This is a genomic window from Turicimonas sp. TL08, from assembly GCF_054660695.1.
The window spans coordinates 1-25,176 of sequence record NZ_BAAGDP010000002.1 but is presented as its reverse complement, the minus strand read 5'-3'; the positions used below and the strand labels follow the sequence as shown (position 1 = coordinate 25,176).

Below are 25,176 nucleotides of genomic sequence, written 5' to 3'. Positions count from 1 at the left end.
TTCGACCAAATATCAGATATGCCGAAAGTAGAATTGGATAGTCTAAAAATTGTTTGATTCTGGGTTTTGTCTTTTCTTCGCTTGGAAATGACGAGAACAGGAAATGCCTAAAAAGAAAGAAGCCGGCTGAAGAATCTTCAAACCGGCACTCATCATTACTTTTTACTGCAAAAGAACAGAAAAATCAGTTAATTATCCTTGATGAAGCATTTCTTTCGCGTGTTCTCGGGTCACTTCCGTAATCTTCAATCCACCCATCATTCGGGATATTTCTTCGACTCTTTCTTCCGGAGTCAGCAAAGTAATACGAGAAGTAGGTGCTTTGTCCTTATCTGATTGAACTTTTTCAATCCTGAAATGATTCTCTGCGCATCCTGCAACTTGGGAAAGGTGCGTCACGCACAATACTTGTTGATGGGAACCCAGAGACTTCAGCAGTCTTCCTACGGTTTCTGCGACCGCTCCGCCTATGCCGGTGTCAACCTCGTCAAAAATCAAAGTATCAACGGTTGCTGTACTGGAGTCAGTAACTGCAATCGCTAAGCTGATTCGAGCAAGTTCGCCGCCGGAAGCAACTTTAATTAAAGGACGCGGAGCAACCCCGGCATGGCCGGCTACTAAAAATTCAACGGAGTCCGTTCCGCTAGGACCGGGATGTTCCGTGTTTTGTACGGAAATCTCGAATTTACCGCCTTCCATTGCCAGCGTCTGCATGGCTTTTGTAATCTGCCTTTCCATGCTTTGCGCACCTTTTTTACGGCATTTTGAAAGTTCCGCAGCCAAGGCGTCATAGATTTCTTTGGCTTCCTTAACCTTTTGTTCCAGAGCGGTTAAATCACCGAGTTCTTCGAATTCATGAGCTTTCTTTTTAGCTGTTATGTATTCGTTGTAAAGTTGTTCCGGTTCCAGATGGTATTTGGAAGCCATTCTGATGTAGTCGGAAAGACGTGTATCTAATTCTGCAAATCTGGATTCGTCAAAGTCTGTGCGGGAAAGATAATGTTCAATATCGTCTGACGCAGAATCAACAATTTCTCGGGCATCTGTCAGAGCGTTGTAAATCTTTTCCAGTTTTTGATCAGTGTCGATAACATCACTGAGCCTGTCTAAGGCCGTGTCAATCATACTGAGGACGCTGGAGTCTTCTTCAGTCAACAGTCCTCGGCTGCTCTGACAAGCTTCCAAAATATCTGTTGCTCTAGACAGACGTGTGTGTTCTTCATTAATCGAAGCCCATTCATTTTTGGAAGGACCAAGGTCTTTCATGTCTTCCAAGAACCAGCGGATTCTTTCCAGCCGTTCGGCATTCAAAGAAGCTTCTTCTTTGGCTTTTCTTAACTTTGCTTGGGCAGTAGAAAGTGCATCCCAAGCACGGCCTATCTCGAAAAGTTTGGGGCCGAGCTTGCAGTAGCCGTCAAGCATTTGAAGCTGAGCACCGCGTCTTAAGAGCGATTGGTGAGCATGCTGACCATGGATAAGTACCAGCAGACTGCTCAAATCTTTGAGCTGAGCCAGCGTGGAAGGATAACCGTTAATCCATGCTCTGCTTTTGCCGGAAATATCTAAAGTGCGGCGAATAATTAATTCTTCTTCACCGTTATCGAGTTCTCTGTCATCCAACCATTCTTTAATTTCCGGAGAAACAGAGAAAGAGGCCGAAAGATCGCTTTTATCGCATCCTTGACGAATGAATTCAGTGTCCGAACGAGCACCGAAAAGGAGCTGTAATGCATCTATCAAAATAGATTTTCCAGCTCCTGTTTGCCCTGTTAAGGCAGTGAACCCCATGGGAAGTTCAAGTTCTAAATGTTCGACAATTACAAAATTTCTTATATTCAGAGAGGTAATCATGACGGCGTGCGCGTGGTCGGCATCAAATTCCAGTGTAATTTTCTGTTAATTGTATCGAAGAAATTATGAGATCTGGGATGCAAAATATGGAGCGGATGCTCGTAAGGTTTGATGACGATTTTATCTCCGACTTTAACCTCGGTGAAGTCCTGCATGTCGTAGTAGAGGCCGGCATCTCGGATGTCAAGAATATCCAGCTCAATTAAAGATTCTTGAGCGAGAATCAAAGGACGATTGCTCAAAGTATGCGGAGCAACTGAAATCATCAGAATGCAGGGCACGGTAGGGGCAATCAGAGGGCCTCCGACGCTTAATGCATAAGCCGTAGAGCCGGTCGGTGTTGAGAAGATAATGCCGTCTGCACGCTGCGCGCTTAATTGCAGTTTGTTGACAGCAACGGAAAAATCAATCATACCGCCGGAAATTCCACGGCTGACACAGATTTCATTTAAAGCTATTCCGGAATAAATAGTCTTTCCGTCGCGAACCTGATCGGCTTTCAAGAAAATACGCGAGTCAATGAAGTAATGACCGTCCAGGACTTCCTTGATTTCTGACTCCATGTTGTCAAAGCAGATGTCGGTGATGAAACCTAAGTGTCCTGCATTGATGCCGATGACCGGAACTCGGTAAGAGACAAGTTTTCTGCAGATGCCGAGCATAGTGCCGTCTCCGCCTAAGATTACGGCTAAATCTGCGAGTTTTCCGATTTCCGGGAGCGTGTAGCCTTTTTCAAATCCTAAAACTTCGGCAGCTTCATGCTCCAGAAGAACTTCTCTTCCGGTTTTCGTAAAGATTTCAGCCAATTTTTTCATTGGTTCAACAAGAACCTTTCCTCTGCGGCTGAAAATAGCAACTTTTTTAAATTCTGTGACTTGTTCTTCTGCGGAACCGCTATTCAATACTTGCTTCAACGTATGTGCCTTTCAGTAATCCAATCGTCTTTTCAGGTGTTCTAATCTCAGTCAGTACAGAGTTTAGAGCCGGACCCTGAACAGTGGCAAGCCAGTTATCTACTTGCCAAAAAGAGAGGGATTCATGGAGAGATGCGCAAGCGCCTTCAACCATGAGAGTGTCTTCTGGACTAATCGTCAATCGGATCGTAGGATCATTTCTCTTAAAGAGACAAATTTTTGCCGCCCACAATTGGCTGAAAGCGAGGCGAGGATCAGGCTGTCTTTCAATCCAATTAAGGAAAATCGGCGGAAAACGGACTGTGCTGAGCTCTTCCCAAAAATGCGTATCTTTAAATAAAGTCAGGCAAATATTGATCGGAAGAATCGACAGAGCAAGAGCTACATATTTTTCTCTGATGTCGATGGAACAATAGTTGTAGAAACCGCCTTCAAGGGTTAGAGAATTCGTGTAATTCTCAACAACCTTTAGAGTTCGGCCCATTGAGGGCTGAAATTGTTGGGTGACAGATTGAAGTATAAGTCTGCTCCACAAGAACGCCTTTGACTCTTCTTCCGGAAGCAGCTCTGAATATTCAACGACATCAAGGGTTAAATACTTGTGAGAGACATCTTCCGGTACCGGGACCGTATAGTCAGCAACGTAAATAATGGGCGGAGGCAGCAGAGCAGACATTTAGTGCCTAATTAAAAAATACTTCTTCTTGGATGGCTAGTCAGAGAGGCAATGGCAAAAATTACCCAAGCCGCAATCATGAATCCGCCGCTGATTGGCGTAATCAATGGGAAAGGACGCCACTCAATCAGGACGAGAAGGTAAAGGCTAACGGAAAAGCCTAAAGAACCAATCAAAAGGCAAAGTCCTGCCAGGTTAACAAGGCCTTCTCTGAAGTGATTGAGGCCCCAAGCAATAGCAAAAAAGCCAAGGCCGCTGATTAATTGATAAAGCACGGCATATTCAAATGCATCGATAGAGCGCTGCACCGTAACGACGTTATGCAGTCCGTGTGCTCCGTAAGCTCCGAGAGCGACTCCGGAAGCCAGCATTAAAGCGCCGATGAATGACCAAAAATGTTTCATATTATTCTCCAGCAACCGCAACGCCGATAGCATGGAAGCCGGCATCTACATAGAGGACATCGCCGGTAATGCCCGAAGCATAGTCTGAGAGGAGGAATGCTGCTGCATTGCCAACTTCATCGATAGTGACGGTTCTCTTGAGCGGAGCAATGTGTTCCATTTCTTTGAGAAGCTTGCCGAAATCTTTAATGCCGCTGGCAGCTAATGTTTTAATCGGGCCCGAAGAGATTGCGTTGGCACGAATGCCTTTCGGTCCCAAAGAAGCGGCTAAATAACGGGTAGAGGCTTCAAGAGCAGCTTTGGCAACGCCCATGGTGTTGTAGTTAGGAACAACTCTTTCACTGCCGATATAAGTTAAAGCAAGCAGGGAAGAAGAGCGGCCTTCCATTAACGGCAGAAGAGCTTTAGCCATCGCCGGGAAAGAATAAGCAGAGATATCTAAGGCAATTTTGAAGGATTCTCTGGATAAACCGTCTAAGAAATCTCCCTGAATGGCTTCGCGTGGTGCAAAACCGATTGAGTGAACAGCACCGTCGATATAACCCCATTTTTCTTTGAGGGTCGCTGCCATCTGCTCCAATTGACTGTCTTCTGCCACATCAAGCGGAATCACGATGTCGCTGTCAAATTCTTTGGCAAATTCTGTGATTCTGTCCAAAAATCTTTCATTCTGATAAGTGAAAGCTAATTGGGCTCCTTCTCTATGGCAGGCCTTAGCAATACCGTAGGCAATAGAACGGTTTGAAAGGACGCCGGTAAGAAGAATCTTTTTGTCTTTTAATAAAGTCATAGTCGGAAAAGATAAATAAAACCAATTGTTAGATATTAAGCGACTTTTGCAGTCTTGGTATGAAAGTTATTAGCACAGTCTACTTAAGTCTTAATTTTTGTCCAATAGTTAAATTGTTGGAACGCAAGTTGTTTAAAGCTTTCAACCGGTTTACCGAGATATTGGCTGAGCTTGCAATGGAAAACAGCGTATCTCCCTTTCTGACCTTGTGATAAGTCTGGTTGCTCAAAGGCCGTTGCGCCACAGTCTTCTTCACGGAAGGAGGAAGTTTTTCCAGAACAACATTTCGTTTCGTCGGGGTACCTTCCTGGTTGATGGCCAAGCGCGTGCCTACAGAAAGATTATTACTTGTAAGATTATTCGCAGCTTTTACGGCAGAAACCGGCACTCCGAACCTCGAGGCAATACTATAGAGTGTGTCGCCTCTGCGGACAACATAAAAACGTGAAGTGTTTGAAGTCGAAGAGGCGGATTCTACCGGTTTTGACGGTTGGTGTTCAGCCATTTGACGATTTCTGATCGGTACATTGACAACCAATGTTTGACCAACCCTCAATCTTCTTGACTTCAGTTTATTGCTCTTAACGATCGCTGTCGGACTTACGCCGAGACGTTTAGCAACACGGGCCAAAGTATCGCCTTTACGGACACGGTAGGAGACTCTTCGGTAGTCCTGTGCCAAACTAAAAGTTGCACCGATGGTATCCGAAGAGATGTCCTCAGCATCTCCAATGCCGATTGCACGGCTGACTAAAAGGAGAGAACCGGGCTTAACTCGTCGTCCCGCAGGAATCTGGTTAGCTTCTCGCAGCTCGGCTTCGGTCATGTGAGCTTTTTGAGCAATCGCAGCTAAGCTCTCGTTCGGGCCTACTCGGTAAGTGGTCCAACTGGAAAGCGGTTTTCCGGAAGTACGGAAGGCTACCAAGTTCTCAACGAAGGTATCGATCTTGTCTGAGGGCACCAGCATAGAATGGTGGTGAGAAGCTACGATGACGGGACGGTTGAAAGAAGGATTCAGTTCCGTGAATTCCTGTTCTTTCATTCCCGCCAGATGAGCAGCTTTTTTAACGTCGATATCCTGCTCTTTGAAGATCTGAATGAAAGAAGGTTCGTTATAGATGACCGGCAGTTTGATCCCGTATTTGTCGGGATTCATCACGATTTCTTTAATCGCCTGCAGTTTCGGATAGTAGTTTCTGGTTTCTGCAGGCATTTTCAGCGACATATAGTCGGTCGGTTTTCCGGCGGCTTGATTCTTTTTAATCTGGCGGCGGATATTGCCCTCACCCCAGTTGTAGGCGGCTAACGCCAACTGCCAATCGCCGAATTCGTCATACAATCTTTGCAAGTAAGTCAGTGCCGCGCCCGTGCTTTCAAGAACGTCATAACGTTCGTCCTTCCACAAAGACTGGTCTAAGTCGTAGTGGCGTCCGGTGGCCGGCATGAACTGCCAAAGTCCGGCTGCCTTTGCTCGGGATTTTGCATTAGAGACAAAAGCGCTTTCCACAAAGGGAAGCAATGCGATTTCAGTCGGCATTCCCCTGGCATCGACTTCTTCGATGATGTGGTAGAGGTACTGAGAAGAGCGGTTTGCCATTCGATGAATGTAGTCCGGCCGCTTCAAGTATTTCTGGAGATTTTCTTTAACGACCGGGTTGTCCATGTTGGGTATCTTGAACCCGTCGCGGATGCGGCTCCATACCGTATAAAAATCGTCGTCTTGGGCCGCAGCGGTCTCGATAACGTCAGGCACCTTCGGCTCTTGGGCATGACATACGGCGGCCGTCATAAAAGACAACGCAAGAAGGGTTAGCTTAAACCGGGAGAACATTCTTATTTAAATCGACTCACATTAGAATAGCGATTACTTTAATGGAAATTACGCAAAGTTTTTGAATAACCGACTAGTCAGACCAGCAGGTATGGATGCGATATACGATTTAGATAGTTTTTATCGGACATCCCTTGGCCAGTATTGCTTGGCCTGGGAACAGAACGAATTTGACAAATTGGTCTCCGACTGTTTTGGGTACAATGCCCTGCAGCTCGGCGCTTCCAGCATCGACTTCCTGCGCAACAACAGGATTGCCTTGAAGATAGCAGGGGACAGAGAGATGAGAAATCTGACTCATGTTCCTGATGAAGCCTCGGCAAGAGTGAGGTTACAACCCGAAACATTGCCGTTTGAATCTGAGTCTATTGATCTTGTTTTGCTGCCTCATACGTTGGAACTAGCCGAAGATCCTCACAGTGTGCTCAGAGAAACCGCCCGTGTTTTAATTCCGGGCGGAAGAGTGATTTTGACGGGCTTTAATTTAGCCAGTCTTTGGGGACTAAGAGTCGGTATGCAGAAATTCGGTCTCCCTCAGTTCTTGCCGGCGCGTAACTTTATGACGGTTCCTCAGATCAGGGACTGGCTGCAGCTTTTGTCTTTCAATGTAGACCGAGGAGCATTCGGAAGGTATGGTTGGTATAAAACGAATAAATGCGCTCGACACCCTGCTTGGATAGAAAAAGCCGGCGACCGGTGGTGGCCGCAGTGCGGTTCTTTATTTGCTCTGAGTGCAGTGAAGACCGTTAACAGCGGTGTTTTTGTCGGAAAAGTATTAAAGAAGAATTATTTTTTTGCGGGAGCTAAAGCCGGGGTCAAAAGCAACAAACAGGCGGTAAAGGAATAATATGGAACAAGAAAAAGATCTGGTTGAAATTTGGACTGACGGTGCCAGCAAAGGGAATCCTGGTCCGGGAGGCTGGGGCGCTTTTTTGAAGTGGCAGGGAAAGACTCGAGTCTTTACAAAAGAGCTTTGCGGCGGCAACATCAGCTGCACCAACAACCAAATGGAATTAACCGCCCCGACGGAAGCGTTAAGGCTTTTGAAAAGGCCGTGCAAAGTTATTCTTCATACCGATTCTCAGTATGTTCAGAAAGGAATCACTATGTGGATTCACGGATGGAAAAAGAATAACTGGAGAACAAAAGCGGGAGAGCCGGTAAAAAATGCGGAACTCTGGAAAGAATTAGAGAGAGAAACCCATGAACATGAAATTGAGTGGAAATGGGTCAAAGGTCATGCAGGCATTGAGGGCAATGAGATGGCAGATATGCTTGCTAACCGAGGTGTCGAAGAGGCTTTGAAAAAAGCGAAAAAATAATATTCGCCAAATTCGAATTCTCTAGTGTACAATCCTGACTTCTTCGCGCGGTTAGCTCAGGGGTAGAGCACTGCCTTCACACGGCAGGGGTCGCTGGTTCGAAACCAACACCGCGCACCAAACTTTTAGGCATACTACAGCCAAAGCCAGCATTCATCATTTTTCCAAGAGAAAATTCTGCATAATTAAGCACAATCCAGCACAAATAGCAGTAAAAAAGCAGTAGCAATAGCAGTAGAAAAAAATATCTTAGGAAGTTTTACATGGCCTCGATTCGAAAAACATGGTGTGGTACATATCAAGTTCAGTGGTATGAAGACAAAAAACGTAAAAGTAAAAATTTCAAAACTAGAAAAGAAGCTAAAGAGTTTTCGTTAACGATTGGAATCGCTCCAAAAGACAAAGCGAGTTCAATTACTTTCGGAGCACTCTTAGCAGATTACAGAGACAAAGAAACAATTAAAAAACGTGGTGCACGAACGGAAACCTTACGCCTTAATCGCTTAATGACTTATCCGATAGCAAAAGTATTATTAAGCGATTTGACAACAAAACATTTTCAAAAATTAGTAGAAGAAAGGTTAGCTTCTCCAGCTCCAACAGGCGGGACAATTTCTCCCGCTACTGTTATTCGAGAATTTACCTCTATCGCCGCCGCCTTAAATTATGCGGTCAAAAAAGGTTTTCTAGAAAAGAATCCGGCAAAAGGTGTTGAATTGCCTAAACCTCCGGAACATAGAGAAAGAGTAGCTAGCGAGGAGGAACAACAAGCAATTATTATCTCTAGCGGTTGGGACGGCATAAGTCCTCCGGTTAATACTACGCAATTAGTGGGCTTAGCTTTTATTTTTTCTTGCCGTACCGGTATGCGCTCAGGTGAGATTTTAAGTATTGAATTTTCTTGGATAGAAGATAGGGTGATACACCTCCCAAAAGAAGCCACAAAAACTGCTTCTAAGAGAGATGTAGCACTATCAAGTGACGCATTAAGATTGTTGAATCTAGCGATTGAAGCGAAACAAGACAAATCCGCCAAAATATTTGGAGGCGTATTGAACGAACACAATCGTGATGTCTTGTTTCGTAAGATAAGAGATCGAGCAGGTTTAAGTCCTGTTTTCGATTCCGAAGGAAGATTATTAAAAGAAGGTTTAAATTTTCATGATGGACGTGCAACATTTGCAACTTGGGCAGCTTCACCCGATCCAAAAACTGGTGCGCCTCGTTTGGATGTTTTGGCACTTGCCAGACAAACAGGCCACAAGAATTTAAAGATGTTGCAACGTTACTATAGAGAGAGTGCGAAGAATATAGCTAAACGGCTAGATTAACTAACTTCTAAAGCCATTTTTGCTCTGTTATTTCTTAGTCTTTCAATCCACGCCAAAACGTCTTTTTTGTACCATTTCTTACGTCCCGAGTCCAAAAGTTCAAACGGTCTCGGGAAAGTTTTATCTTGAATCAATAAACGAGAAAATGCGCTTGATTGTTTTCCGTAACCGAGTAATTTACAAACTTCATCTCGGTTAAGAAACTCTTTAGTAATTTCTCCGGCCACTAATTCAGCCAGTTTTTCATAGTCAATTTCAATTGTCATATTCTTAATTCCCACAAAAATTAAAACCCGTTTTTTTTCTAACGGGTTTCGGTTTTGTTTAGTGCTTGTTTAATGTTTGTTTAGATACTATTTGTTCCCCAATGTTTGCCGATTCGGTTGTAATCGCAGGATTCTTTAATCTCTACATACATATCTTCATGCGGTCGGTTGAATCTCACTATTAGATTCAAGCTCGCCTTAGCGTCTGCACTTAGTCTTGAGTTTTTGCCAAAGTAGATTTTCTTTTGAGCTTTCTTTGATAGTGACTCATACCGTTTTTGACTGTATGGCTCAATAGTATCAACATAGATACGCACTGCCATTGCGTCATCAGGCACTAAGACTCTTGTTTGATTATTCAAGATGATTGTTTTCATTGCTTTATCCAGATAAAAAATTACCCGCTTTATTTAGCGGGTTTAGTTCTTAATGTCTTGTTCTTTTTCTTCGTTGTCATCTTGTTTTAAATCTTCATTTTGATTACTTCCTTCGGGAGTATTTTCTTTCGGTGGTTCCTTATCCATTTCGTTTTTTAAAAACTCAAGAAGGAATATCTTAGTATGTATTTCAGTATTTAATTCATTTAATGCGTCAGCCGGACAACAACCCCTAACAAGCAAATTTCCAAAAGTTCTTAAAAGTAAATTTTCCGAATATCTAAAAATATACAAAGGAGATAAAAGGTAATTTAATCTTTCATATGTATAAGTTTTTATCGTGCGTTCTAAATACCAGGCCGATTTTTCCAAGTCTTGTAATTCATTCCCTTTATCTTTAGCTCTAACAATGTACTTAAAAATATTGGCAATGCCAAAGGGCAATGTTTCCAAAACATCAATAGGCTCAAGCACTATTTTGTGATTTGCGTAATGTGCCGGATGATTGATTAAATCTTCTTTATTTTTATTTTCCATGATTTTTTTCCTGTTCGATTCTGGTTAATTGTCTATTTACTTTTTCGGTCATTAAGCGTTCGATTGTTTTAAATTCAGGTTCTTTTTCGAGCAAATACTTGACTTGTTCAGCAACAACGATAACGTCTACCAACTCCTCTACCATTTTTTCTCTTGCTTCATCTGACAAACGATCAAAATATCCTTCGTTTTTCCCGTCTTTAATAAATTCATCAAAACTTAATCTATCAAAACCAACTACCTTGATTAACGAAGCACAAAATTCAGCTGCTTCTTCCGATAACTTAATGCTTTGAATTTCAAGGCCGTAATGGTCTGCAATTGTTTTTAATTTTGTCTCTAACTCTTTATTCATTTTTTGCTCCGGTTACTTTAATTTTTTGGTTTTCTTCTCTTTTCTCTGCTGCTTTTCTTTGTTTATATTTCCTCTGCATTTCTCTTATCTTCTCCCGGTGATTTGCCCTGTATTTGCGGGATCGTTCTCGTTCTTTTTCTCGTTTAATAGCAAGTAATTTTTTACGTTTCTCTTCTAATTCTTTAGTTTTTTCCGATTTGTTTCCGAGCGTATTCAGTAATCCGGCTTTGTAGGCTTCTACATAACCTCTCATAAGGTCGTTGTGAAATTGAATATGAATCTTGTAAGCCGGAAGCTCTAAGGTCTGTTCTATCTCTCGAGGTGCAACATTCGCACTGGCTAATCGAAAAATTTCTTGTTTAAGATTTTCTTGTGTCGTTTTTGTTCATTTTTCTTTTGGCCAACAATTTGCTAAAGAAATAATGTTTGAATCATTATTCATTTGCCTATCAATGGCTGCTTTAATCGAATTTTCATCAAATAAAGCAAAAACCGCTTTTTCTATTCGAGGATTTTTAAATTTGTATCTGTATTTCATTTACCAAATATCCTCTTCTTTTAAATCCACATATACATAAGGTTCGGGAAGTTCACGAAAAACAAATTCACCATGCCAAGGATTTTCTTCTTCCCAATTCCCAATTTGGAAATACGGTTCATTACCGTCTCTCAGTTGAATTAAATACCGCCTACCTTCTTTTGGAGGTTTAATTTGAGGATAAAAATTCCATTTATCCGGTTTGTATTCTGGTATTCTTTCAATTACCTCTTTTCTAATGAAAATCGAAATCGAACCATGATCCTCATTTAGATCTTCATAGTCAGGGTTCATTTTTGTTGCACAAAGTTCAGTTTTGTCAAAATCAGAAGAACTTAATTTAACGTTATACCAATCTTCATCAATCTGTTCTTCGATTTGACTTTGAACATCTTCTTCATCGAAGATCGAATAAACTAATTTCGCTAATGTTTCATTTTTAATTCTGTATTTCATTCCTGCTTCTCCGATTCATAAAAATCAGGCAACTCTCTGAATGCGACGATCTCTCCATCCTCGGCATAAGCAGGATCCGGGTCGTGCTTGCCAGCGTGACGGACCCAGTAACCTAGAGGCGTCCAGTTTGCTGTGACTAATATCCTCTCACCGGTTGTGTACAAAAGTTGAACCAGATAATTCTTGTACTTTGGCGGACGAACAGCCGGAAAAGGATTCCATCGGCCGGGATTGAACTCAGCAACCGTCTCAATCTCTGTTTTATTGAAATAGAATCTTGTTTCTAAACTGCAAATATCTGAGAGTTCTCTATTTAAAAAAGCGTTTTTCCATGAGGCTGAACGATTGGTTAGTTGGATGAAATTCGATCCATCGTTCATTTGTTCAGCAATGCTCTGCATTACTGACTCCTCATCGAAAAAAGCAAATATCGCTTTCTTCAATGTTTCATTCTTAATTCTGTACTTCATAGTGTTACCTATTAAAAAAGCCCCTTGCGGGGCGTTGTCTTATCTTTCCGTAAAGTCTTCCGGCATAGCAGCTATCCAGAAGCTCTGCACATCAACCTTGATTTTTAAGATGATGCAGGCAGAAAACTCTTTGTCGTCCGTTTCTTTTTTGAAATAAGCGTAGCTGCACTCTGATACTTCATTCCCGTTTTTCATTCGTTCAAGTTCTCTTACTGACCTCTTCAATATCTGCTTGCGATCGAGCTCGTCAGTTTTGGACGTTGAATGATCTTCAATGCATTTTTTGAGATAGGCAACGAATTCTGGTTTGAGTTTTTTATTCATCATAAAACAGCCTCCGATTATCGGTTTGTTGTTCCCAGTAAACCGAATGGCTTACTTTACTAAGCTCGGAAAGTTTCTCCTCTAGTTCTTTCTTGCTGATAGGTTCACAGCTACATTCATGACGAAACTTGTTGAAATAGAATTCATGCCAGCTCAGATGATGACCGTCATCCTGAATAGCTCTAATAAATAGCTTGTCTCCGTCTTGCCACTTAACATCCGGGTCAAACGGCGAAGCGGGAAGCATTCCAGATGCACCTTGTTCTTTCATATTTTTTACCCAATAAAAAAACCCTTAGCGGGGCTGTTATTCTTTATCTTTAAACTCTTTTAACCTATGCGTGAAGTACTGTTCCCAATTGGTGCAGTTACTTCTATATAGACAATTGAAGGTAACAAACATTTGAAAACCTGCGCCTTCATCATCAACTTCTGCTGCTTCATACTCGGAAGAATCACAAGTAAAAAGGCCATTTTCTAAAGCATACGAAATATCAAATTCATCCGCTTTTTCAAGTGCTTCATCTATTCTCTGGAGAAGTAATTTTTTGCTTACCGAGTACTTTTTTCTAAACTTTTCTAATTCTTCTAAGTACTCGGGGGTAAATTCGAGCTTCATTTATTCGTTCTCCTTTTTGGAGCATGAACTTCTTTCTTTATTTATCTTTTCAAGATTCTCTGCAGAAAAGGATAGAACGCCATTCTTGAAATTGTAAGCTGGATACACTTCTTTCCCTCCGTAAACATAAAAATCCCCAAACCCAAATTCTGCGTTTAAAAGAAAATAGCGAACAATCGAACACCCATTTAATTCATCTGGAATAGCAAACAAGTAATAATCATCCGTACCGAAACCGTCAATGTCTAAACGTATTGAATAATCTGCTAGCAAATCATCAAGTGAATAACATTTACTGTTAAAAAGATAAATCTCTTCAATCAGTCCGCCGAAAATTAGATCTAAGTCTTTTACTTGTTCAATAGTCAAATCTCCAAATGGATCATCAAACAAGAGATTGCAATTAAAACTTGTGTAGCCTGTTTTACTGACCGTGGTTTTCATTTCTACTCCTTAATGCGTGTTGTATTCTTTCTCCGATCCACCTCGCAACAGGAACCGCCCAAGAGTTTCCTATGGCCTTATATCTTGGTGAATCTGGACAATCTGCGGCTGCTTTTCCTCTGTAGGCTATTTGTGTCCAGTTGTCCGGGAAACCTTGCAACCGTTCGCATTCCAGCGGTGTTAGTTTCCTAAGTCTTTTGTTATCTATAAGCATAGGTACGTTATTCCCGCCCGTTCCCATTCGTGCTTTTAATGTTGGGACTATGTTTTTAGTTTCTCGGATAACTTCATTCGCATGGCTAGTGTCTATTATCAGTGTTTCCGAACCACCCCCGTTAGTGCCGCCCGAGGCTCTTAATGTTCCGGCTGATTCTGATTGACTGTATCCTCCAAAACTTCCCTCAATAAAGGAGGTAATACTTTCTTCCTCTTGTGCGCTCTTGCCAAAATCCCGGCACATGCCCGTATACTCAAAAAGTACTTTTGCGGGATTAAGTTCTTTTCTAGAACTTGCGATAAGAAAGATTCTCTTACGTTGTTGGGGCACTCCGAAATATTTAGAGTTGAATACTCGCCATGCAACCGTTCGTTTTTGTCCGATAACAATACCAGCGTCCGGCCATCGCTTGTACGATATTGCAATGGGAATGTCTGATCCACATAATCCAGCCAGCAAACATCCGAATGCGTTATCTCTTGTGCTGAGCACTCCGGGGACATTTTCCCATAGGATAATTGGGGGGGGGTAAGTGTTGAATAAGTCTAACTGTTTGTATTTCATCTGCTAACTCACAAAAAGTTAAGGACAAATTGCCACGGTCATCATTTAAGGATTTTCTAAGTCCGGCAACTGAGAAGGCTTGGCAAGGTGTACCACCACATAAAAATTCAGGTGCTTCTATTGCACCTGTTTTAATGAGTGTTGGTAGTTTCCTAAGGTCTCCTAAATTTGGAATATCTGGAAACCGCTCTTTTAGTACTGCGCTTGGGAATTTTTCTATTTCAGAGAACCATACGGCCTTCCAGCCAAGAGGATTAAAAGCAACGGAGGCAGCTTCTATTCCGCTACAGACTGAGCCAAATTTCATTTTTACGCCCGTTTAAGTTTATTTATTCTCTGTTGCAACATGATTTGTTGCTTTTCAAGACTTAGGAGTCGCATTTGAATGTCTAAATCTTCAAGCTCTTCTTCAATCTCTTTCTTAGAACGTTTTTCCGGTTCTAAATTAATCTGCTGGTTAAGTTCTTGTTCGGTTAGCTTCACTTCTTTGTCCTCTTTAACTTCAATAAATTTTGCTTTTTTGGGCGGTATTTGAGGTTTTTCTTCTTTTGGTATGTTTATTAATTTATTTAGTAAAGTCTTAGGCTTTTGTTTCCAAGTCTGCATTGTGCAACTACTAAATATTTCTTTTATGTAGTCAAGAGTTAATGTGAAATTCTTAGGAAGCTGATCGTAATATTGCGCAACAAGTACAGTACTTAATAGTCCGTATTCAACTTTCAACTTTTGAACTTCTTCGTAAATTGTTTTTAAATCTTGAAAAGTTACATATGCAGTTTGGGGGAAATCTAGCTTGATCCGTGGATTAGTTTCCAGTTCTTCGGAGGTATATAGTCCTAACCGAAACCATTTACTTCCTATGCTGATATTAACCGGGAAACAATTTTTTCGAGATATGGAAACAACCATATTCGAACCGCCTAAGAAACTAACTTTCGGTATTCCATCTATTTTTTTATTTTTTTGTAAAAGAAACAAGTTCACAAGTCTTGAATCTAACTCTTGCTGAGTAATTAGCGGATCTTTTTTCCTCATGTTTGCTTACTCACATTAAAACCCCGTAATACGGGGGTTCTTGTTATCTAATAATCAAGGATTGATTAGCTTCAAGGTGCGTACCTTGAATATTCAAACCTCGTTTTAAAGCGTCTTTAATTAATGCTTTGTCCGGGTTGTATTCAATCTTCAAATAGCCCTCTGGAATTTCTTTAATGTCATCAACAACGATTACTTCGGACTTACGCAGGTATCCAGAAATAACAGTATTTTTGACTTTTTCAACTCCAAGCCCGGCCATGGCCTCCATAACGAAAGATTTAAGCCGTTCTTGTTTGTTCTCTAAGGATTTTTTTCGTCTTGAGATATTGGCTAAATGGTCTCTCAATGAGCTAATGTCTGCTTCAATTTCCTTAATTACGCAAAAGGCAGCACAGATTTTTTCCTTGGCTTCCTCTCCGGTTAACTGGAGTTGATCCAGTCCTAGAATCTCTCCGGTATCTTCATCAACCTGCACCGCCTCAAGTGCTTTGCGGTACTCATGTGATATTTCATAAAGTTTCATAAAAAAAGCGATAGAGTTATTAGCTCTATCACTATGTGTTAGTTATCAGAGTTTAGAAAGGGATATCTTCTTCACTGCCATACATGGCCGGGGCTGATTGTTGCGGTTGCTGATAGCCTTGTGCCGGTTGTTGATAGCTTTGCGGTGCTTGTTGATAACCACTTTGACTCATTGGAGCCTGAGGAGGTCTTTCAAAACCTGCTGAGTAGTTGTTAGGAACAAACTTCTTAACTTCTTTGTCTTTTAATGTTGCCGCTTTACTCTCTACATAAGTGGCTTTTCTCTTTTCAAGAATCTCTTTCGCTGTCTGCATAGTCTGCGGATCAAATGGAGTAAGAAGATTCATTCTGTTAGCTACTTTAATAGCTCTTGTTTGTCTATCTTCGTATTCTTCCGGCTCGTTCCTCAATAATAAACCTACGGGTTTATTCATGAGATCAGTTAGCAAGTATCCCGGTTTCATAACGTTTTCTTTTTGGTCAAGATACTGTCCTTGTGTTACATTCATTTCTCTAACCTTTAGAACCGTCATCAAAGAGTCAACAATTTTGCGGTTGAATGTTTCTTCACCGTTAATCTTCGTTAAGGGCATACTGATTGTGGCGTGTTCTGAGCCGTCAGTAACGAACTCAAGAACTAACATAGTCGCACCGTTTGCAGTGTCGTAAAGTCTTGCTAACTTGATTACACCAGTGTAAGGGCCGGATTTGCTAATGTAACCAGTATCGCCAACGGCCTTGGCATTGGCAACGTTTAACTTGAAATTGGTAATCATAATTCTCTCCAATTAAAACAATTAAAAGATAGTAAAAGAGTTAAAAATTAGTAAAAGTAGGAGGTAATTCAATCTGGTAATAATTGCAGATAGTCTTATCGACTTCTGCTAAATCGTTTGGTATTAGGTCGCTGGAAAACATACCTAACGGACTTTTTACGGTGTCATGTCCGTTGTTATGTGTACTAAAAAAGTACTCATTGTTTTCTACATGAGTACGTAAAACGGTGGTAAACATACCCTCGATAACGATTTTATCGTCTAGCAATTTCCCAAGGGTTTTAATACGAGTCTTACCGAATTCATCAGTATTCGAATGCGCCAGAATGTAAACACGTTTGTGAGGTGCTAACTCACTAGCTGCTTTGGCAATATCAAAACCCGCACCGCCAATGTCCGAGAACTTATCGTAAGATTTTTCAGTTCGTCTTGCCATAAACTGATTGGCAAGAATGTACTGCCAATCATCAACAATGATTATTTCAGCGGTTGATTTAAACATAGCTCTAATAATCTTGTTTGAGTCGGAGGTAACAAAAATATTGCCTCCAGATTTTGCGCTTAATCTTTCTTTCCACTCTGTATTTCGGAATGGCAAAGGTTTGCGGGTTGGTTGAATCAACAACGTTTTGCCGGGGTCTAAATTCCTAAGCGAGCAGGTTTTACCTGTTCCGCTTTCGCCGATGATTAAGGTGGCATACGACATAACGAACTCCTAAAAAATGTTGATAAAAATTGAAGGTTTTTGAAGATTTTTGAAGGTTTGGTTAGGCACCAAGCAAAAACGATTTTTCAAGCTGTAATCGTTCTCGGAATAACTTTTCGGCTTCACGTGCCCATTTGCTTAAAAAATAAGTTTCGGTTTCGGCGGTTAATTCCCGTCCTTCCTTTTCTGCTGTATCTAGCAATTCTTCATAAAGTGGATCGGTGTATTCCTCAATGAACCGCTCAAGTTCAATTTCCTCTTCGGTATCGTCCGGCGGTTCTAACCAGCGAGCCTCAAACTTGCTTAAATCTTGATAAGCCATTGTTACCACCGTTATTTAAAGTATTGGTAAACGCTCGGAGCGCAGCGGATAACAATGAAGAAAATTGTCACGGCTAAACCGCATAAAACAATGCCCACACGCTCATCAGAAGGCGTTTCTTGCCATTCCCTTAATGCAAGTTTGTAAGCCGTTACAGGCTTTGTAATCCAGCAGAAAACGACTAAAGAAACAATCAAAATAGATAAACCGCCTAATAACATGATTAAGCTCCTAAGCGTTCATTGAGTAATAGAAGGCCCGCTGTACCTCCTCAAGAGGTTCAGTTGAGATTTGCTTACCGGAGGTAAAGCGGGCTAGTTGGAAATTGATTTAAGCGTTGTTACGCTCGATAATTCGCTTCATCCGGCCTAGGAACCATTGCGGTTCATGCCACACGTCATAGAATCGACTAGCTAGAGGATGATTCTGTTTAAAGGCTTCGTGCTCAGCCCACTTGATGAGGGGCTTAAACAAGTCATCGAAGTAATACACCATCGCCTTGATAGCTTTCATCTCAGACTCCGTAATTGAATACGAAGCTGGAGCCGGAATGGCAGGAATAGCCGGAACAGTTGTCAATGACTTTTCGCAAGTTGAAAAAGCATTGAACGAGAACTTGCAAGCTTGAGTCACAAATTTGGCATTCTTGGCCAGAACTACAGGAGTAGCCGGTTCGCTTTCTTCTGAAACATCCGGCACATTGAAATCATCCTTTGTCAGACTGTCGATAAACTTCAAAGCCGTTTCGTAATCCCGGTTAAGCAAGCAGGTATAGCGAGGAATGCGAAACCTTCTCTTTAGTGCTCGGTAAACTGCACTGTAGTTGCGATTGCCAAACAACGCATGAGTTTTGCGCATTACGTGACTTGAGATTTCGTACTGCTGTTCGCTGGTGATTAATGAGTTGTCTTGTTCTGTTGTCTGCTGTACGTTTCTTTCGTACAACTGCTTTTCCATCGCATTAAAAGCGTCCAACCAAGCCAGTTTGAATTGGAGCGCTCTTTCTCCAGTCCAGCCCATCACCAGTAGAGTAAAACCGTCTCTGGTCATTCTGTAGGCTTTGATTAACTTAGAAGCGATATTTTCTAGGTTAGTTGCTATCTCTATCTTCGTCTCCTCAAAATTGAGGACTCGGGAGGCTGGCAATTTGCTAAGAAGATTCTCAATATCACGTACAACATTGTCGTGACGTTTCCCAAAGAATTTTGCAATATCTGTAGAAAGTGCTGTAACGGAGTTGTTTACGATAGAAACAACGGGCGCAATTGCGCATGGATTTTGAGTAGTCATAGACTATCCCCTTATCAAATATTTTCAATTAATCCCTTTTTCAGAGGGAGCCGAGTGCTGAAAACCTGTGATAAGTCAGGCGAGATTATTCCCCTTGCGGGTCTTGTATTCTCTGCACGCTCGGCATAAAAAATCCCGCAAGCTAACGGGGCGGATTTCTACCGCTTATCACAAGTGTTTTCAGCACTTGCGAACAGTATAAAACATTTCATGAAAATAAAAAAGACGCCGTGAAGCGTCTCTTGAGGTACAAAAATTAATTTGGAGTTGAACTTGTAAACCAGCCCAAACTTTCATTTAGAGAAGTTAGTTCTTCGGGAGTAGGCACCTCTTCAATCTTAAGTTCTCCAGATTGAATGGCATCTTTAAATGCTTTCTCTCTCACCTCCGGCGGAATATGAGCCATTATTTTTGATTGAAAAGACGCCATTTTTATCAATACCTTAAATTGTGCGTCTGTAATGACGTGTGTGGGAAGCCCTTCTTTACTCATTTTATTTTCCCCTCTTAAAACTTTCTTTTTCCTTTAATCTTTCCTTACTATATTCCCAAAGCAATGCTTCAATACTTTCATGAACTATCTGTTGCATGGTAAACGTCGTAAGAGGAACTCCACTCTTTTGAACAATTTCCTTAACTTTATTGAAGAGTTTTGGAGCTCTTGTCATATCAAGAAAATCACAACCTTTGTTGGTTAAACGTGGTTGCCAATACTCAGGTTCAAATCCTTCTGACGTGACTTTGACATCTAGACCAGAACAATAGCCAGCTTCTTTTAGAAGGAGTAAATGAAAAAGTCGATATTGTGTATTTACCCCTTCATTTTCAACGTCTGAGATAAATGCTCTGATTTTTCCATTTTCAAGAGCTCTCAGTGTAGAAACTAAAGTTTTAATATTTCTTCTCATCAGAAGCAGATACGAAAAAAGCCGCTCTCGCGACTATCTAAACCACTGGACTGCAATCCCGCGTCTGTTTCCAGACAGGGATAGTATAGCTACTTTCATGACGATTTGTAAAGGGCAAAAATAAAGCCCGCACGTAGCAGGCTATCAAAAAGAAATTCCGTCTTATTTATGTTTCAAGGAATAGGCCAAATAGAAGCCGAAGGCCGAAACCGCAACACAAAAAATTGTGAATACAATCCAAACTCCGTTCATTTATATTCCTTTTTATTCTTTTTGCGACAATTTTCTAGAAATCTGTACACCTTCTTTAGTTTCAATGTTTTTTTATGCATGCAGTCATAAAGATCAACGAGATCCGCTAGAAAGTTGAAAAACTGCTTTTCATTAAAATTGATGCAGTAAGCTTTTTCAGTTTTCTTCTTTTTCGTTGCAATCTCAACGAAGATTGAGTAATTATTCTTGTACGGCTTTTTAATATTTCCACCAGCTGTAGTACTAATGTTCGTAACTCTTAAACGATCAGTCTTGCTCTTGTAGATTTCGAAATATTTTGCTTCTTTTTTCATAAAATGCTTAATGTTATTTTTTTATGATGACAAAATTAGTTTTCATCGACAGATATATAAGAAGGATCACAATTTCTACTGTCAGACTTTGAGCTGTGAAGCCAAGTGCTAGTCAAAGTTAAGAATTTTTTATCGTCAAAGTAGGAATTTCAGTGTAAAACTGGAACTGTTCTTGTTAAATGATCTCGTGATTCATAACGAAAAGTTCCTTCTATAGTTGGATTTTGAATTTTTACTTTAAGTCCATCGTAAAAGGACGACTCCCTTCGAGTAAGGAGCACTATTTTGCCTAAACAGAGCGATCCAAATGGTTCGCACTCTCTCGCTAAAGCATTCCCATCGTCCAATACTTGAAAAACTTCATAGGTATTTACAGTAGCACAACCATTCAGAGCCAATAATGCTAAAAATAAAATTATTTTTTTCATCTTAGAACTTCCCTTTCTTACAGCTCGTGAATAAATGTGGTGGCCAAGCCAACTACTAACCCAGATACAATAGATAATGAGTGGCTCTTCAATGCTTCTAACCTATCAATTTCCAACCAACACCACTCGCTTGGAGCTAATAAGTGAAAAAAGTAAATAACTACCACTGCAATAGCTACACCCACGACCAAAAACATCCCAATTATCTTTATCCAATGCAAACAACTCCATTCGGTTCTCTTGTGTGATTTTTTAATACTTTCGTAGTTATCTCTATCAGGATCTTGATTGTCTTTGTTTTCTGGCTCAGAAACTGGATTAATTTTTAGTTGATTCATTTGGTTCTTCTAGTACGTTCTCCCTGAAATATTGCCTTATTTGGAAGTCATCCAAAGGAGCTTGCATAACGCGGCCCCCGGATGAAGCTTTGTACCAAGGAGATCCTTCTTTGTGAGACCAAGCACTTAGTTGGCTAGCTTTATATTTACCAAATACGGCAATAACCTCATCTATCAGACTCAACCACTCTGGCGGACAGTTTTGGCGAAAACTATTGTCTTGTCCGGCAGTTATTTCTCCATTGCGAAAAGCAATAAACGTCTGAGGAAACACCGGACCATAAGGCCATGCCTGAGGATGTTCAGAGGTTAAACGAGCATCATATTTAGCAAGAATCGCTCCATAACAACAATACAAAAGCTTTTCGAGCTTCGTCAAATTTACAAAAATATTTTCGTTTTCGCACTTTGTGAGGATGTAAGCCATGACATCCTTGCTGTCGAACTCTGCCATTTCTTTCTCCTTTAAAGTTTCCTTGGGTGCACATGCATCTACGCACTCTTATTAGTACTTTTGCGCATCCTAAAGTTAAATCTTGCCTTTATTTTTGTGTAGTTTTAGTTATCAAAATGCTAATTCCATTGTTTAGGATAACCCGAAACACATAGAAAATTAAAGAAAATAAAGGAAAAATAAGTAAAACTCTTTACAAATATGGCCCGTTTGATGTGTGGAATTAATCATTCAAGCAATATCACTAAAATGTGAAGTACTACTGCTAAGTATGACAGAAACAATAGTTAGCTCCTTGCAAAAATGAACTCACCTCGGTTAATTAAGCTTATAGCAGAGGGAGGCTTTAGTTTTGGAGGAGAAGAAACGCCCTCACGAGGAGGGCAAGCGGAGAAAATATGGCTCGGTGCTTTGGCCCACCGAGAGGCCTATATGGAGTGCGTTACTGCCACGCACGGTGCGAATATTAAAGGAAAACCCTTATCTCCTCAACAAGGTTCTTGCCCAGTTTGTGCAAAAGAAAGAAGGTAGGACTTGCGATTGGAGCTTTTTACTTCTCATTTTTGACTCGAGCTCCAATTATTCCCGCAGAGTTAAGGTTCAAATCTACAAACTTACATCCTTCAACTGAAACTCAACTGAAACGCCGGAGGGAAAGGTTTAATCATCTTGATCTAAGAAATGGACAAAGGACCTATCCTGTATTGCTTTTAACTTTGTTTGCATGTATTCCAGATCATCTATATCCGATTGAGGAATCAACTCGACCCCTTCTTTTTTTACGCTGTACTTTGCATAAAAAATTGCAACTCTCAAGCTGTCCAAAACAACATCTAAACGGGCATCGAATTGGCCTTGGCTTCGATAAGACATATCTGTGTTATTGCTCATGATTTTCTCCGGTGAATTGAAAACAAACTGAAGGGCACTCCGTTTTTTGCACGTCCAAAAACAAGCCTCAATAGTTTTGGAAGGAATGCCCTTTAATTTGTTAATCTGAATTGATAACGCAGGTAAGATTTTTTACGTCTTACCTGCTTATCGTGTCGGCTTTCCTCGTTTTTCCTTATTCCCACTAACCGACTCCTAAATTGGTAATGAGAAATGGCGCTTTCTTCACAGTCTCTTCCAAGCAAGTCGCTTTCTTGCGGGTTTCTAGTGCAACTGCCTTGTACTTCACGTTAGGCTAAAACGTGTACTTCATTGTTTTAGTCGCTCTCCTGAGAGAACCAGCTAACCTTACAGTAACCAGTTCTGACGGCTTCCACTGCAGCGCAAAGAAACTGTTTCTAGACCTTTAATGCTAAAAAAAACATCCCTTCATATTCCCCTAAAACAAGTCTTAAGGTCAGGGAAGAAAAAAAGCTAAAGCCCCCGTCTTTCCGAGGCGTCATCCTTCTAAAATTAAGTTTCTGAGTCTTACTTTTAGGAGAAATTTATGAAAGAGTTAATAAGTCGAGAGGAAATAAGAAAAATCCTCTTAGCCATGCTCCAATCTGGAACCTTAAAACTAGAACAGGCCGATTATGCCAAAGACCCAAATACAGAGGAAGGTACAAGAGAATTTGTTAGAACTGTATGCTTCAACTTTGATGTCCTAGACCAGCTGGAAGATCTAGTTTTTGAATACTACAGTCAGAGAAGGATTCCGTGCGGGTGCTCCTCTCTAGCCATCTCGAGTTTGTCCGATTTTTTTCACAGCGGGTTTGAAATATACAAAGAGAACAACAACGCCTCAAATCACGGTCCGTCCGAAGCGAATCGGCCTTAACAAGACATTCCTTTAACTCCTCAAGATCTTTTATCAGATTCTCAATAAGGTAAGGAGCGATGCAATTGTTGCCTAACCTCCTTACCTTGCTTTCAATCAATTCTTTCTTCTTTTTTACGGAGTAATTCAGATAATCCTGATACTCTTTTGCGCTTATCTCTGGCATTCTCAGCTCCAAAATAAAAATCCCCGTCTTTCCGAGGTGTCACCTCTTAAAATTGAAGTGTTCTAAATCTCAATTTCAAGGAGGAAAATTTTGTCTGTAACCGATATTCATTGTCTGTTAGTAAGAGCGATAAAAGAAAGACGGTACGTCTCCTTTAACTATCAGAGTCTGGATAGAGTCGTTGTATGCGCCTTACTCGGACTGACCAACGAAGGAAATCTTGCCGTTCGTGCCTACCAAATAGAAGGCAAAACAGATTCAGGTAGAACGCCCGTATGGAGGAATTTCTTGCTTTCAGAAATGAATGAAGTATCTTTAGGCGAACGATATTCTTGCATCTCCTTGCCCGGATATTTCCCATCTGATACATCATTTTCACGTATTGACGCTTCGCTCTAGCTTCAGCCCCACAGTCACATGGGCCGGCTGGATATGCTGGCTCATTGTGAACGGCGCAATCGCTATCATGCATAATTTCTTTCATACAAGCTCCAGTCAACCCTAGTGAGATACTGATTAACCCACCATTTTACTGATATGCGTAAAATGGTTAATCCTCGTCTATTCCGAGGCGTCACTACTTCTCAAACGCGACTAGGTTTGTAGTACCTTGATTTCTCCAACGCGCCATGGGTGCCACATGTACTCAACATTCTGCGACAGATAGCCACGTAAAAAATTACGGCTGAGGCTATAAATAATTGAAGCCAGCTGATTACATATTTCAACTATTTCTAGAATGGAAACAGTTCAACTGGCTTTAATTAAAATGCTCGTCTTTCCGAGCGGTCAGGAAAGATTAACTGGTCAAACGGCTATGCCTGCCCATTACGCTAGCGACCAGCTGCCGCGTAACATGTACTCATCTTTCTGCGACGATGAAGCCTAAATTAATTAGGGATGAGACTCAAGTTTAATCAAAGCTCGCTGAAAACATCGACCCCCTCGGTTCCAAAGAGGAGATAAAAATTCAAGAATTAATTCAGTTAAAAAACAATCAGTTTCCAACGAGCTTTGATTAACGCACTATTCTTGCTCTTGCAAGTGCGTATTAACTCAACTAGCTTTTATCGTAACTAGTAACCGTCTGCCTTCCTACTCTTGCCTAGCAGATAAAAACTAACTTTCTTCTCTCTCTGAGCGTCTAGCTAATTTTTTAGGCTCAATAACGTTCTTCTATATCGCTATGAATCAATTGCTTTGAAATTCGTTGTGGTCATTAACATACTTCGCAACTGCCTATTCCTTATTATCGTTTCGGCACGCCCGCAATCGGCGTTTTGGGATTTTTCGCTTCCGGCTTCCAACCCGTTTGGTTCGCCTGCGTTACCTTAGTCTGTTCAGTAACCCCGAATTGTTGTAATCGGATAATTATTTAAATTAGGTTTTCCTTAATTTCTATAAGGCAAATTATAAGGTAAAAATTCGGTAAATTGAATATTTAATTTAGGAAAACCTAATTTAATTTGTAACAGGCAAAAAAATAACCGCTTGAATAAGCGGTTTTGTTAAGAAAGATTTAGGGTTACCACCTAGCGTTAATTATTTCTTGGAAAGTAACGGGGTCGTATATGTTATTAAAAAAGAAATATAAGGGTTTTGCCC

General features: G+C 41.0%; 40 protein-coding genes and 1 tRNA gene. 7 read left to right on the top strand and 34 right to left on the bottom strand.

Annotation, left to right across the window (positions count from 1 at the left end):
• Positions 1–192: 192 nt before the first annotated feature.
• The 6 genes from recN to ACYQ4O_RS01295 all read right to left on the bottom strand — a co-directional run bounded on the left by recN (position 193) and on the right by ACYQ4O_RS01295 (position 6,424).
• Positions 193–1,851, bottom strand: a complete 1,659-nt coding sequence (gene recN / locus ACYQ4O_RS01320) for a DNA repair protein RecN (protein WP_460174499.1) — start codon at positions 1,849–1,851, stop codon at positions 193–195.
• Positions 1,848–2,765, bottom strand: a complete 918-nt coding sequence (locus ACYQ4O_RS01315; RefSeq protein WP_308512834.1) for an NAD(+)/NADH kinase — start codon at positions 2,763–2,765, stop codon at positions 1,848–1,850. Before ACYQ4O_RS01315 ends, recN begins: the two co-directional genes overlap by 4 nt.
• Complete coding sequence (locus ACYQ4O_RS01310) at positions 2,746–3,441, bottom strand: hypothetical protein (protein WP_308512835.1); 696 nt, start codon at positions 3,439–3,441, stop codon at positions 2,746–2,748. The genes ACYQ4O_RS01315 and ACYQ4O_RS01310 overlap by 20 nt, the downstream gene beginning before the upstream one ends.
• A gap of 11 nt (positions 3,442–3,452) precedes the next feature.
• Positions 3,453–3,845 carry a DUF423 domain-containing protein gene (locus ACYQ4O_RS01305; protein WP_308512836.1) on the bottom strand — a complete coding sequence of 131 codons (393 nt, stop codon included), beginning with the start codon at positions 3,843–3,845 and terminating at the stop codon, positions 3,453–3,455.
• Position 3,846: 1 nt separating this feature from the next.
• On the bottom strand, positions 3,847–4,635 hold the full coding sequence (locus ACYQ4O_RS01300; protein ID WP_460174498.1) for an enoyl-ACP reductase FabI: 789 nt from the start codon (positions 4,633–4,635) through the stop codon (positions 3,847–3,849).
• Between the two features lie 79 nt (positions 4,636–4,714).
• Positions 4,715–6,424, bottom strand: a complete 1,710-nt coding sequence (locus ACYQ4O_RS01295; protein ID WP_308512838.1) for a lytic transglycosylase — start codon at positions 6,422–6,424, stop codon at positions 4,715–4,717.
• 103 nt (positions 6,425–6,527) lie between these two features.
• On the opposite strand from ACYQ4O_RS01295, the gene ACYQ4O_RS01290 reads away from it, so the two are divergent.
• The 4 genes from ACYQ4O_RS01290 (at position 6,528) to ACYQ4O_RS01275 (ending at position 9,119) form a co-directional block, all read left to right on the top strand.
• Positions 6,528–7,313: a class I SAM-dependent methyltransferase gene (locus tag ACYQ4O_RS01290; protein ID WP_308512839.1), complete on the top strand. Its 786-nt coding sequence runs from the start codon at positions 6,528–6,530 to the stop codon at positions 7,311–7,313.
• 1 nt (position 7,314) lies between these two features.
• Positions 7,315–7,788, top strand: coding sequence for a ribonuclease HI (gene rnhA / locus ACYQ4O_RS01285; RefSeq protein WP_460174497.1), 474 nt, complete (start codon positions 7,315–7,317; stop codon positions 7,786–7,788).
• Positions 7,789–7,833: 45 nt separating this feature from the next.
• Positions 7,834–7,908: transfer RNA gene (locus ACYQ4O_RS01280), tRNA-Val, on the top strand.
• 143 nt (positions 7,909–8,051) lie between these two features.
• On the top strand, positions 8,052–9,119 hold the full coding sequence (locus ACYQ4O_RS01275; protein WP_460174496.1) for a tyrosine-type recombinase/integrase: 1,068 nt from the start codon (positions 8,052–8,054) through the stop codon (positions 9,117–9,119).
• Here the strand turns inward: ACYQ4O_RS01275 and ACYQ4O_RS01270 are convergent.
• From ACYQ4O_RS01270 to ACYQ4O_RS01135, 28 genes are all read right to left on the bottom strand, one after another.
• Entirely contained in the window at positions 9,116–9,385 is a 270-nt protein-coding gene (locus ACYQ4O_RS01270) for a helix-turn-helix transcriptional regulator (RefSeq protein WP_460174495.1), read from the bottom strand. The two genes, ACYQ4O_RS01275 and ACYQ4O_RS01270, sit on opposite strands and share 4 nt — an antisense overlap.
• A gap of 80 nt (positions 9,386–9,465) precedes the next feature.
• Positions 9,466–9,762 carry a hypothetical protein gene (locus ACYQ4O_RS01265; protein WP_460174494.1) on the bottom strand — a complete coding sequence of 99 codons (297 nt, stop codon included), beginning with the start codon at positions 9,760–9,762 and terminating at the stop codon, positions 9,466–9,468.
• 42 nt (positions 9,763–9,804) lie between these two features.
• Positions 9,805–10,299: a DUF3310 domain-containing protein gene (locus ACYQ4O_RS01260; RefSeq protein ID WP_460174493.1), complete on the bottom strand. Its 495-nt coding sequence runs from the start codon at positions 10,297–10,299 to the stop codon at positions 9,805–9,807.
• On the bottom strand, positions 10,289–10,654 hold the full coding sequence (locus ACYQ4O_RS01255; protein WP_460174492.1) for a nucleoside triphosphate pyrophosphohydrolase family protein: 366 nt from the start codon (positions 10,652–10,654) through the stop codon (positions 10,289–10,291). Before ACYQ4O_RS01255 ends, ACYQ4O_RS01260 begins: the two co-directional genes overlap by 11 nt.
• Positions 10,647–10,907, bottom strand: coding sequence for a hypothetical protein (locus tag ACYQ4O_RS01250; RefSeq protein WP_460174491.1), 261 nt, complete (start codon positions 10,905–10,907; stop codon positions 10,647–10,649). The genes ACYQ4O_RS01255 and ACYQ4O_RS01250 overlap by 8 nt, the downstream gene beginning before the upstream one ends.
• Positions 10,908–11,039: 132 nt before the next feature.
• The gene (locus ACYQ4O_RS01245; RefSeq protein ID WP_460174490.1) at positions 11,040–11,192 is read right to left on the bottom strand and encodes a hypothetical protein; all 153 of its coding nucleotides are present in this window, start codon (positions 11,190–11,192) and stop codon (positions 11,040–11,042) included.
• Positions 11,193–11,648, bottom strand: a complete 456-nt coding sequence (locus ACYQ4O_RS01240) for a hypothetical protein (RefSeq protein WP_460174489.1) — start codon at positions 11,646–11,648, stop codon at positions 11,193–11,195.
• Positions 11,645–12,118, bottom strand: coding sequence for a hypothetical protein (locus ACYQ4O_RS01235; protein ID WP_460174488.1), 474 nt, complete (start codon positions 12,116–12,118; stop codon positions 11,645–11,647). The genes ACYQ4O_RS01240 and ACYQ4O_RS01235 overlap by 4 nt, the downstream gene beginning before the upstream one ends.
• 39 nt (positions 12,119–12,157) lie before the next feature.
• Entirely contained in the window at positions 12,158–12,445 is a 288-nt protein-coding gene (locus tag ACYQ4O_RS01230; RefSeq protein WP_460174487.1) for a hypothetical protein, read from the bottom strand.
• Positions 12,435–12,713, bottom strand: coding sequence for a hypothetical protein (locus ACYQ4O_RS01225; protein ID WP_217983822.1), 279 nt, complete (start codon positions 12,711–12,713; stop codon positions 12,435–12,437). The genes ACYQ4O_RS01230 and ACYQ4O_RS01225 overlap by 11 nt, the downstream gene beginning before the upstream one ends.
• Before the next feature lie 36 nt (positions 12,714–12,749).
• Positions 12,750–13,061, bottom strand: coding sequence for a hypothetical protein (locus ACYQ4O_RS01220; RefSeq protein ID WP_460174486.1), 312 nt, complete (start codon positions 13,059–13,061; stop codon positions 12,750–12,752).
• Positions 13,062–13,505: a hypothetical protein gene (locus ACYQ4O_RS01215; RefSeq protein WP_460174485.1), complete on the bottom strand. Its 444-nt coding sequence runs from the start codon at positions 13,503–13,505 to the stop codon at positions 13,062–13,064.
• On the bottom strand, positions 13,486–14,052 hold the full coding sequence (locus ACYQ4O_RS01210) for a DNA cytosine methyltransferase (protein ID WP_460174484.1): 567 nt from the start codon (positions 14,050–14,052) through the stop codon (positions 13,486–13,488). Before ACYQ4O_RS01210 ends, ACYQ4O_RS01215 begins: the two co-directional genes overlap by 20 nt.
• A 142-nt stretch (positions 14,053–14,194) precedes the next feature.
• On the bottom strand, positions 14,195–14,593 hold the full coding sequence (locus tag ACYQ4O_RS01205) for a DNA cytosine methyltransferase (protein ID WP_460174483.1): 399 nt from the start codon (positions 14,591–14,593) through the stop codon (positions 14,195–14,197).
• Positions 14,594–14,595: 2 nt separating this feature from the next.
• Positions 14,596–15,321, bottom strand: a complete 726-nt coding sequence (locus tag ACYQ4O_RS01200) for a hypothetical protein (protein ID WP_460174482.1) — start codon at positions 15,319–15,321, stop codon at positions 14,596–14,598.
• Between the two features lie 43 nt (positions 15,322–15,364).
• Positions 15,365–15,847: a siphovirus Gp157 family protein gene (locus ACYQ4O_RS01195; protein WP_460174481.1), complete on the bottom strand. Its 483-nt coding sequence runs from the start codon at positions 15,845–15,847 to the stop codon at positions 15,365–15,367.
• A 52-nt stretch (positions 15,848–15,899) separates the two neighbouring features.
• Complete coding sequence (locus ACYQ4O_RS01190) at positions 15,900–16,622, bottom strand: hypothetical protein (RefSeq protein WP_460174480.1); 723 nt, start codon at positions 16,620–16,622, stop codon at positions 15,900–15,902.
• Between the two features lie 40 nt (positions 16,623–16,662).
• Positions 16,663–17,328: a DEAD/DEAH box helicase family protein gene (locus ACYQ4O_RS01185; RefSeq protein WP_460174479.1), complete on the bottom strand. Its 666-nt coding sequence runs from the start codon at positions 17,326–17,328 to the stop codon at positions 16,663–16,665.
• A 61-nt stretch (positions 17,329–17,389) separates the two neighbouring features.
• Positions 17,390–17,650 (bottom strand): hypothetical protein, encoded by a 261-nt coding sequence (locus ACYQ4O_RS01180; protein ID WP_460174478.1) that lies wholly within the window; start codon positions 17,648–17,650, stop codon positions 17,390–17,392.
• An 11-nt stretch (positions 17,651–17,661) separates the two neighbouring features.
• Positions 17,662–17,871, bottom strand: a complete 210-nt coding sequence (locus ACYQ4O_RS01175) for a hypothetical protein (RefSeq protein WP_460174477.1) — start codon at positions 17,869–17,871, stop codon at positions 17,662–17,664.
• Between the two features lie 109 nt (positions 17,872–17,980).
• Positions 17,981–18,940 carry a Rha family transcriptional regulator gene (locus ACYQ4O_RS01170; protein WP_460174476.1) on the bottom strand — a complete coding sequence of 320 codons (960 nt, stop codon included), beginning with the start codon at positions 18,938–18,940 and terminating at the stop codon, positions 17,981–17,983.
• Between the two features lie 256 nt (positions 18,941–19,196).
• A complete protein-coding gene (locus ACYQ4O_RS01165) occupies positions 19,197–19,433 on the bottom strand; it encodes a hypothetical protein (RefSeq protein WP_460174475.1) in 237 nt (78 codons plus the stop codon).
• Position 19,434: 1 nt separating this feature from the next.
• Entirely contained in the window at positions 19,435–19,848 is a 414-nt protein-coding gene (locus tag ACYQ4O_RS01160) for a DUF2513 domain-containing protein (RefSeq protein ID WP_460174474.1), read from the bottom strand.
• Positions 19,849–20,096: 248 nt separating this feature from the next.
• On the bottom strand, positions 20,097–20,414 hold the full coding sequence (locus ACYQ4O_RS01155; protein WP_460174473.1) for a hypothetical protein: 318 nt from the start codon (positions 20,412–20,414) through the stop codon (positions 20,097–20,099).
• A 149-nt stretch (positions 20,415–20,563) separates the two neighbouring features.
• Complete coding sequence (locus ACYQ4O_RS01150) at positions 20,564–20,842, bottom strand: hypothetical protein (RefSeq protein WP_460174472.1); 279 nt, start codon at positions 20,840–20,842, stop codon at positions 20,564–20,566.
• 17 nt (positions 20,843–20,859) lie between these two features.
• A complete protein-coding gene (locus tag ACYQ4O_RS01145) occupies positions 20,860–21,180 on the bottom strand; it encodes a hypothetical protein (protein ID WP_460174471.1) in 321 nt (106 codons plus the stop codon).
• Positions 21,161–21,634 carry a Panacea domain-containing protein gene (locus ACYQ4O_RS01140; RefSeq protein ID WP_460174470.1) on the bottom strand — a complete coding sequence of 158 codons (474 nt, stop codon included), beginning with the start codon at positions 21,632–21,634 and terminating at the stop codon, positions 21,161–21,163. Before ACYQ4O_RS01140 ends, ACYQ4O_RS01145 begins: the two co-directional genes overlap by 20 nt.
• 660 nt (positions 21,635–22,294) lie before the next feature.
• Positions 22,295–22,525 (bottom strand): hypothetical protein, encoded by a 231-nt coding sequence (locus tag ACYQ4O_RS01135; protein WP_460174469.1) that lies wholly within the window; start codon positions 22,523–22,525, stop codon positions 22,295–22,297.
• Positions 22,526–23,072: 547 nt separating this feature from the next.
• On the opposite strand from ACYQ4O_RS01135, the gene ACYQ4O_RS01130 reads away from it, so the two are divergent.
• From ACYQ4O_RS01130 to ACYQ4O_RS01120, 3 genes are all read left to right on the top strand, one after another.
• Positions 23,073–23,405 (top strand): hypothetical protein, encoded by a 333-nt coding sequence (locus tag ACYQ4O_RS01130; protein ID WP_460174468.1) that lies wholly within the window; start codon positions 23,073–23,075, stop codon positions 23,403–23,405.
• 256 nt (positions 23,406–23,661) lie between these two features.
• Entirely contained in the window at positions 23,662–23,970 is a 309-nt protein-coding gene (locus tag ACYQ4O_RS01125) for a hypothetical protein (RefSeq protein ID WP_460174467.1), read from the top strand.
• 340 nt (positions 23,971–24,310) lie between these two features.
• Positions 24,311–24,460 carry a hypothetical protein gene (locus ACYQ4O_RS01120; RefSeq protein ID WP_460174466.1) on the top strand — a complete coding sequence of 50 codons (150 nt, stop codon included), beginning with the start codon at positions 24,311–24,313 and terminating at the stop codon, positions 24,458–24,460.
• The last annotated feature ends 716 nt before the right edge of the window (positions 24,461–25,176 follow it).

Coding starts and splice junctions, on each gene's coding strand:
- recN (WP_460174499.1), bottom strand. CDS start 1,851: ATGATTACCTCTCTGAATATAAGAAATTTTGTAATTGTCGAACATTTA.
- ACYQ4O_RS01310 (WP_308512835.1), bottom strand. CDS start 3,441: ATGTCTGCTCTGCTGCCTCCGCCCATTATTTACGTTGCTGACTATACG.
- ACYQ4O_RS01305 (WP_308512836.1), bottom strand. CDS start 3,845: ATGAAACATTTTTGGTCATTCATCGGCGCTTTAATGCTGGCTTCCGGA.
- ACYQ4O_RS01300 (WP_460174498.1), bottom strand. CDS start 4,635: ATGACTTTATTAAAAGACAAAAAGATTCTTCTTACCGGCGTCCTTTCA.
- ACYQ4O_RS01295 (WP_308512838.1), bottom strand. CDS start 6,424: ATGACGGCCGCCGTATGTCATGCCCAAGAGCCGAAGGTGCCTGACGTT.
- rnhA (WP_460174497.1), top strand. CDS start 7,315: ATGGAACAAGAAAAAGATCTGGTTGAAATTTGGACTGACGGTGCCAGC.
- ACYQ4O_RS01275 (WP_460174496.1), top strand. CDS start 8,052: ATGGCCTCGATTCGAAAAACATGGTGTGGTACATATCAAGTTCAGTGG.
- ACYQ4O_RS01270 (WP_460174495.1), bottom strand. CDS start 9,385: ATGACAATTGAAATTGACTATGAAAAACTGGCTGAATTAGTGGCCGGA.
- ACYQ4O_RS01265 (WP_460174494.1), bottom strand. CDS start 9,762: ATGAAAACAATCATCTTGAATAATCAAACAAGAGTCTTAGTGCCTGAT.
- ACYQ4O_RS01260 (WP_460174493.1), bottom strand. CDS start 10,299: ATGGAAAATAAAAATAAAGAAGATTTAATCAATCATCCGGCACATTAC.
- ACYQ4O_RS01255 (WP_460174492.1), bottom strand. CDS start 10,654: ATGAATAAAGAGTTAGAGACAAAATTAAAAACAATTGCAGACCATTAC.
- ACYQ4O_RS01250 (WP_460174491.1), bottom strand. CDS start 10,907: ATGAGAGGTTATGTAGAAGCCTACAAAGCCGGATTACTGAATACGCTC.
- ACYQ4O_RS01245 (WP_460174490.1), bottom strand. CDS start 11,192: ATGAAATACAGATACAAATTTAAAAATCCTCGAATAGAAAAAGCGGTT.
- ACYQ4O_RS01240 (WP_460174489.1), bottom strand. CDS start 11,648: ATGAAATACAGAATTAAAAATGAAACATTAGCGAAATTAGTTTATTCG.
- ACYQ4O_RS01235 (WP_460174488.1), bottom strand. CDS start 12,118: ATGAAGTACAGAATTAAGAATGAAACATTGAAGAAAGCGATATTTGCT.
- ACYQ4O_RS01230 (WP_460174487.1), bottom strand. CDS start 12,445: ATGATGAATAAAAAACTCAAACCAGAATTCGTTGCCTATCTCAAAAAA.
- ACYQ4O_RS01225 (WP_217983822.1), bottom strand. CDS start 12,713: ATGAAAGAACAAGGTGCATCTGGAATGCTTCCCGCTTCGCCGTTTGAC.
- ACYQ4O_RS01220 (WP_460174486.1), bottom strand. CDS start 13,061: ATGAAGCTCGAATTTACCCCCGAGTACTTAGAAGAATTAGAAAAGTTT.
- ACYQ4O_RS01215 (WP_460174485.1), bottom strand. CDS start 13,505: ATGAAAACCACGGTCAGTAAAACAGGCTACACAAGTTTTAATTGCAAT.
- ACYQ4O_RS01205 (WP_460174483.1), bottom strand. CDS start 14,593: ATGAAATTTGGCTCAGTCTGTAGCGGAATAGAAGCTGCCTCCGTTGCT.
- ACYQ4O_RS01200 (WP_460174482.1), bottom strand. CDS start 15,321: ATGAGGAAAAAAGATCCGCTAATTACTCAGCAAGAGTTAGATTCAAGA.
- ACYQ4O_RS01195 (WP_460174481.1), bottom strand. CDS start 15,847: ATGAAACTTTATGAAATATCACATGAGTACCGCAAAGCACTTGAGGCG.
- ACYQ4O_RS01190 (WP_460174480.1), bottom strand. CDS start 16,622: ATGATTACCAATTTCAAGTTAAACGTTGCCAATGCCAAGGCCGTTGGC.
- ACYQ4O_RS01185 (WP_460174479.1), bottom strand. CDS start 17,328: ATGTCGTATGCCACCTTAATCATCGGCGAAAGCGGAACAGGTAAAACC.
- ACYQ4O_RS01180 (WP_460174478.1), bottom strand. CDS start 17,650: ATGGCTTATCAAGATTTAAGCAAGTTTGAGGCTCGCTGGTTAGAACCG.
- ACYQ4O_RS01175 (WP_460174477.1), bottom strand. CDS start 17,871: ATGTTATTAGGCGGTTTATCTATTTTGATTGTTTCTTTAGTCGTTTTC.
- ACYQ4O_RS01170 (WP_460174476.1), bottom strand. CDS start 18,940: ATGACTACTCAAAATCCATGCGCAATTGCGCCCGTTGTTTCTATCGTA.
- ACYQ4O_RS01165 (WP_460174475.1), bottom strand. CDS start 19,433: ATGAGTAAAGAAGGGCTTCCCACACACGTCATTACAGACGCACAATTT.
- ACYQ4O_RS01160 (WP_460174474.1), bottom strand. CDS start 19,848: ATGAGAAGAAATATTAAAACTTTAGTTTCTACACTGAGAGCTCTTGAA.
- ACYQ4O_RS01155 (WP_460174473.1), bottom strand. CDS start 20,414: ATGAAAAAAGAAGCAAAATATTTCGAAATCTACAAGAGCAAGACTGAT.
- ACYQ4O_RS01150 (WP_460174472.1), bottom strand. CDS start 20,842: ATGAAAAAAATAATTTTATTTTTAGCATTATTGGCTCTGAATGGTTGT.
- ACYQ4O_RS01145 (WP_460174471.1), bottom strand. CDS start 21,180: ATGAATCAACTAAAAATTAATCCAGTTTCTGAGCCAGAAAACAAAGAC.
- ACYQ4O_RS01140 (WP_460174470.1), bottom strand. CDS start 21,634: ATGGCAGAGTTCGACAGCAAGGATGTCATGGCTTACATCCTCACAAAG.
- ACYQ4O_RS01135 (WP_460174469.1), bottom strand. CDS start 22,525: ATGAGCAATAACACAGATATGTCTTATCGAAGCCAAGGCCAATTCGAT.
- ACYQ4O_RS01130 (WP_460174468.1), top strand. CDS start 23,073: ATGAAAGAGTTAATAAGTCGAGAGGAAATAAGAAAAATCCTCTTAGCC.
- ACYQ4O_RS01120 (WP_460174466.1), top strand. CDS start 24,311: ATGGAAACAGTTCAACTGGCTTTAATTAAAATGCTCGTCTTTCCGAGC.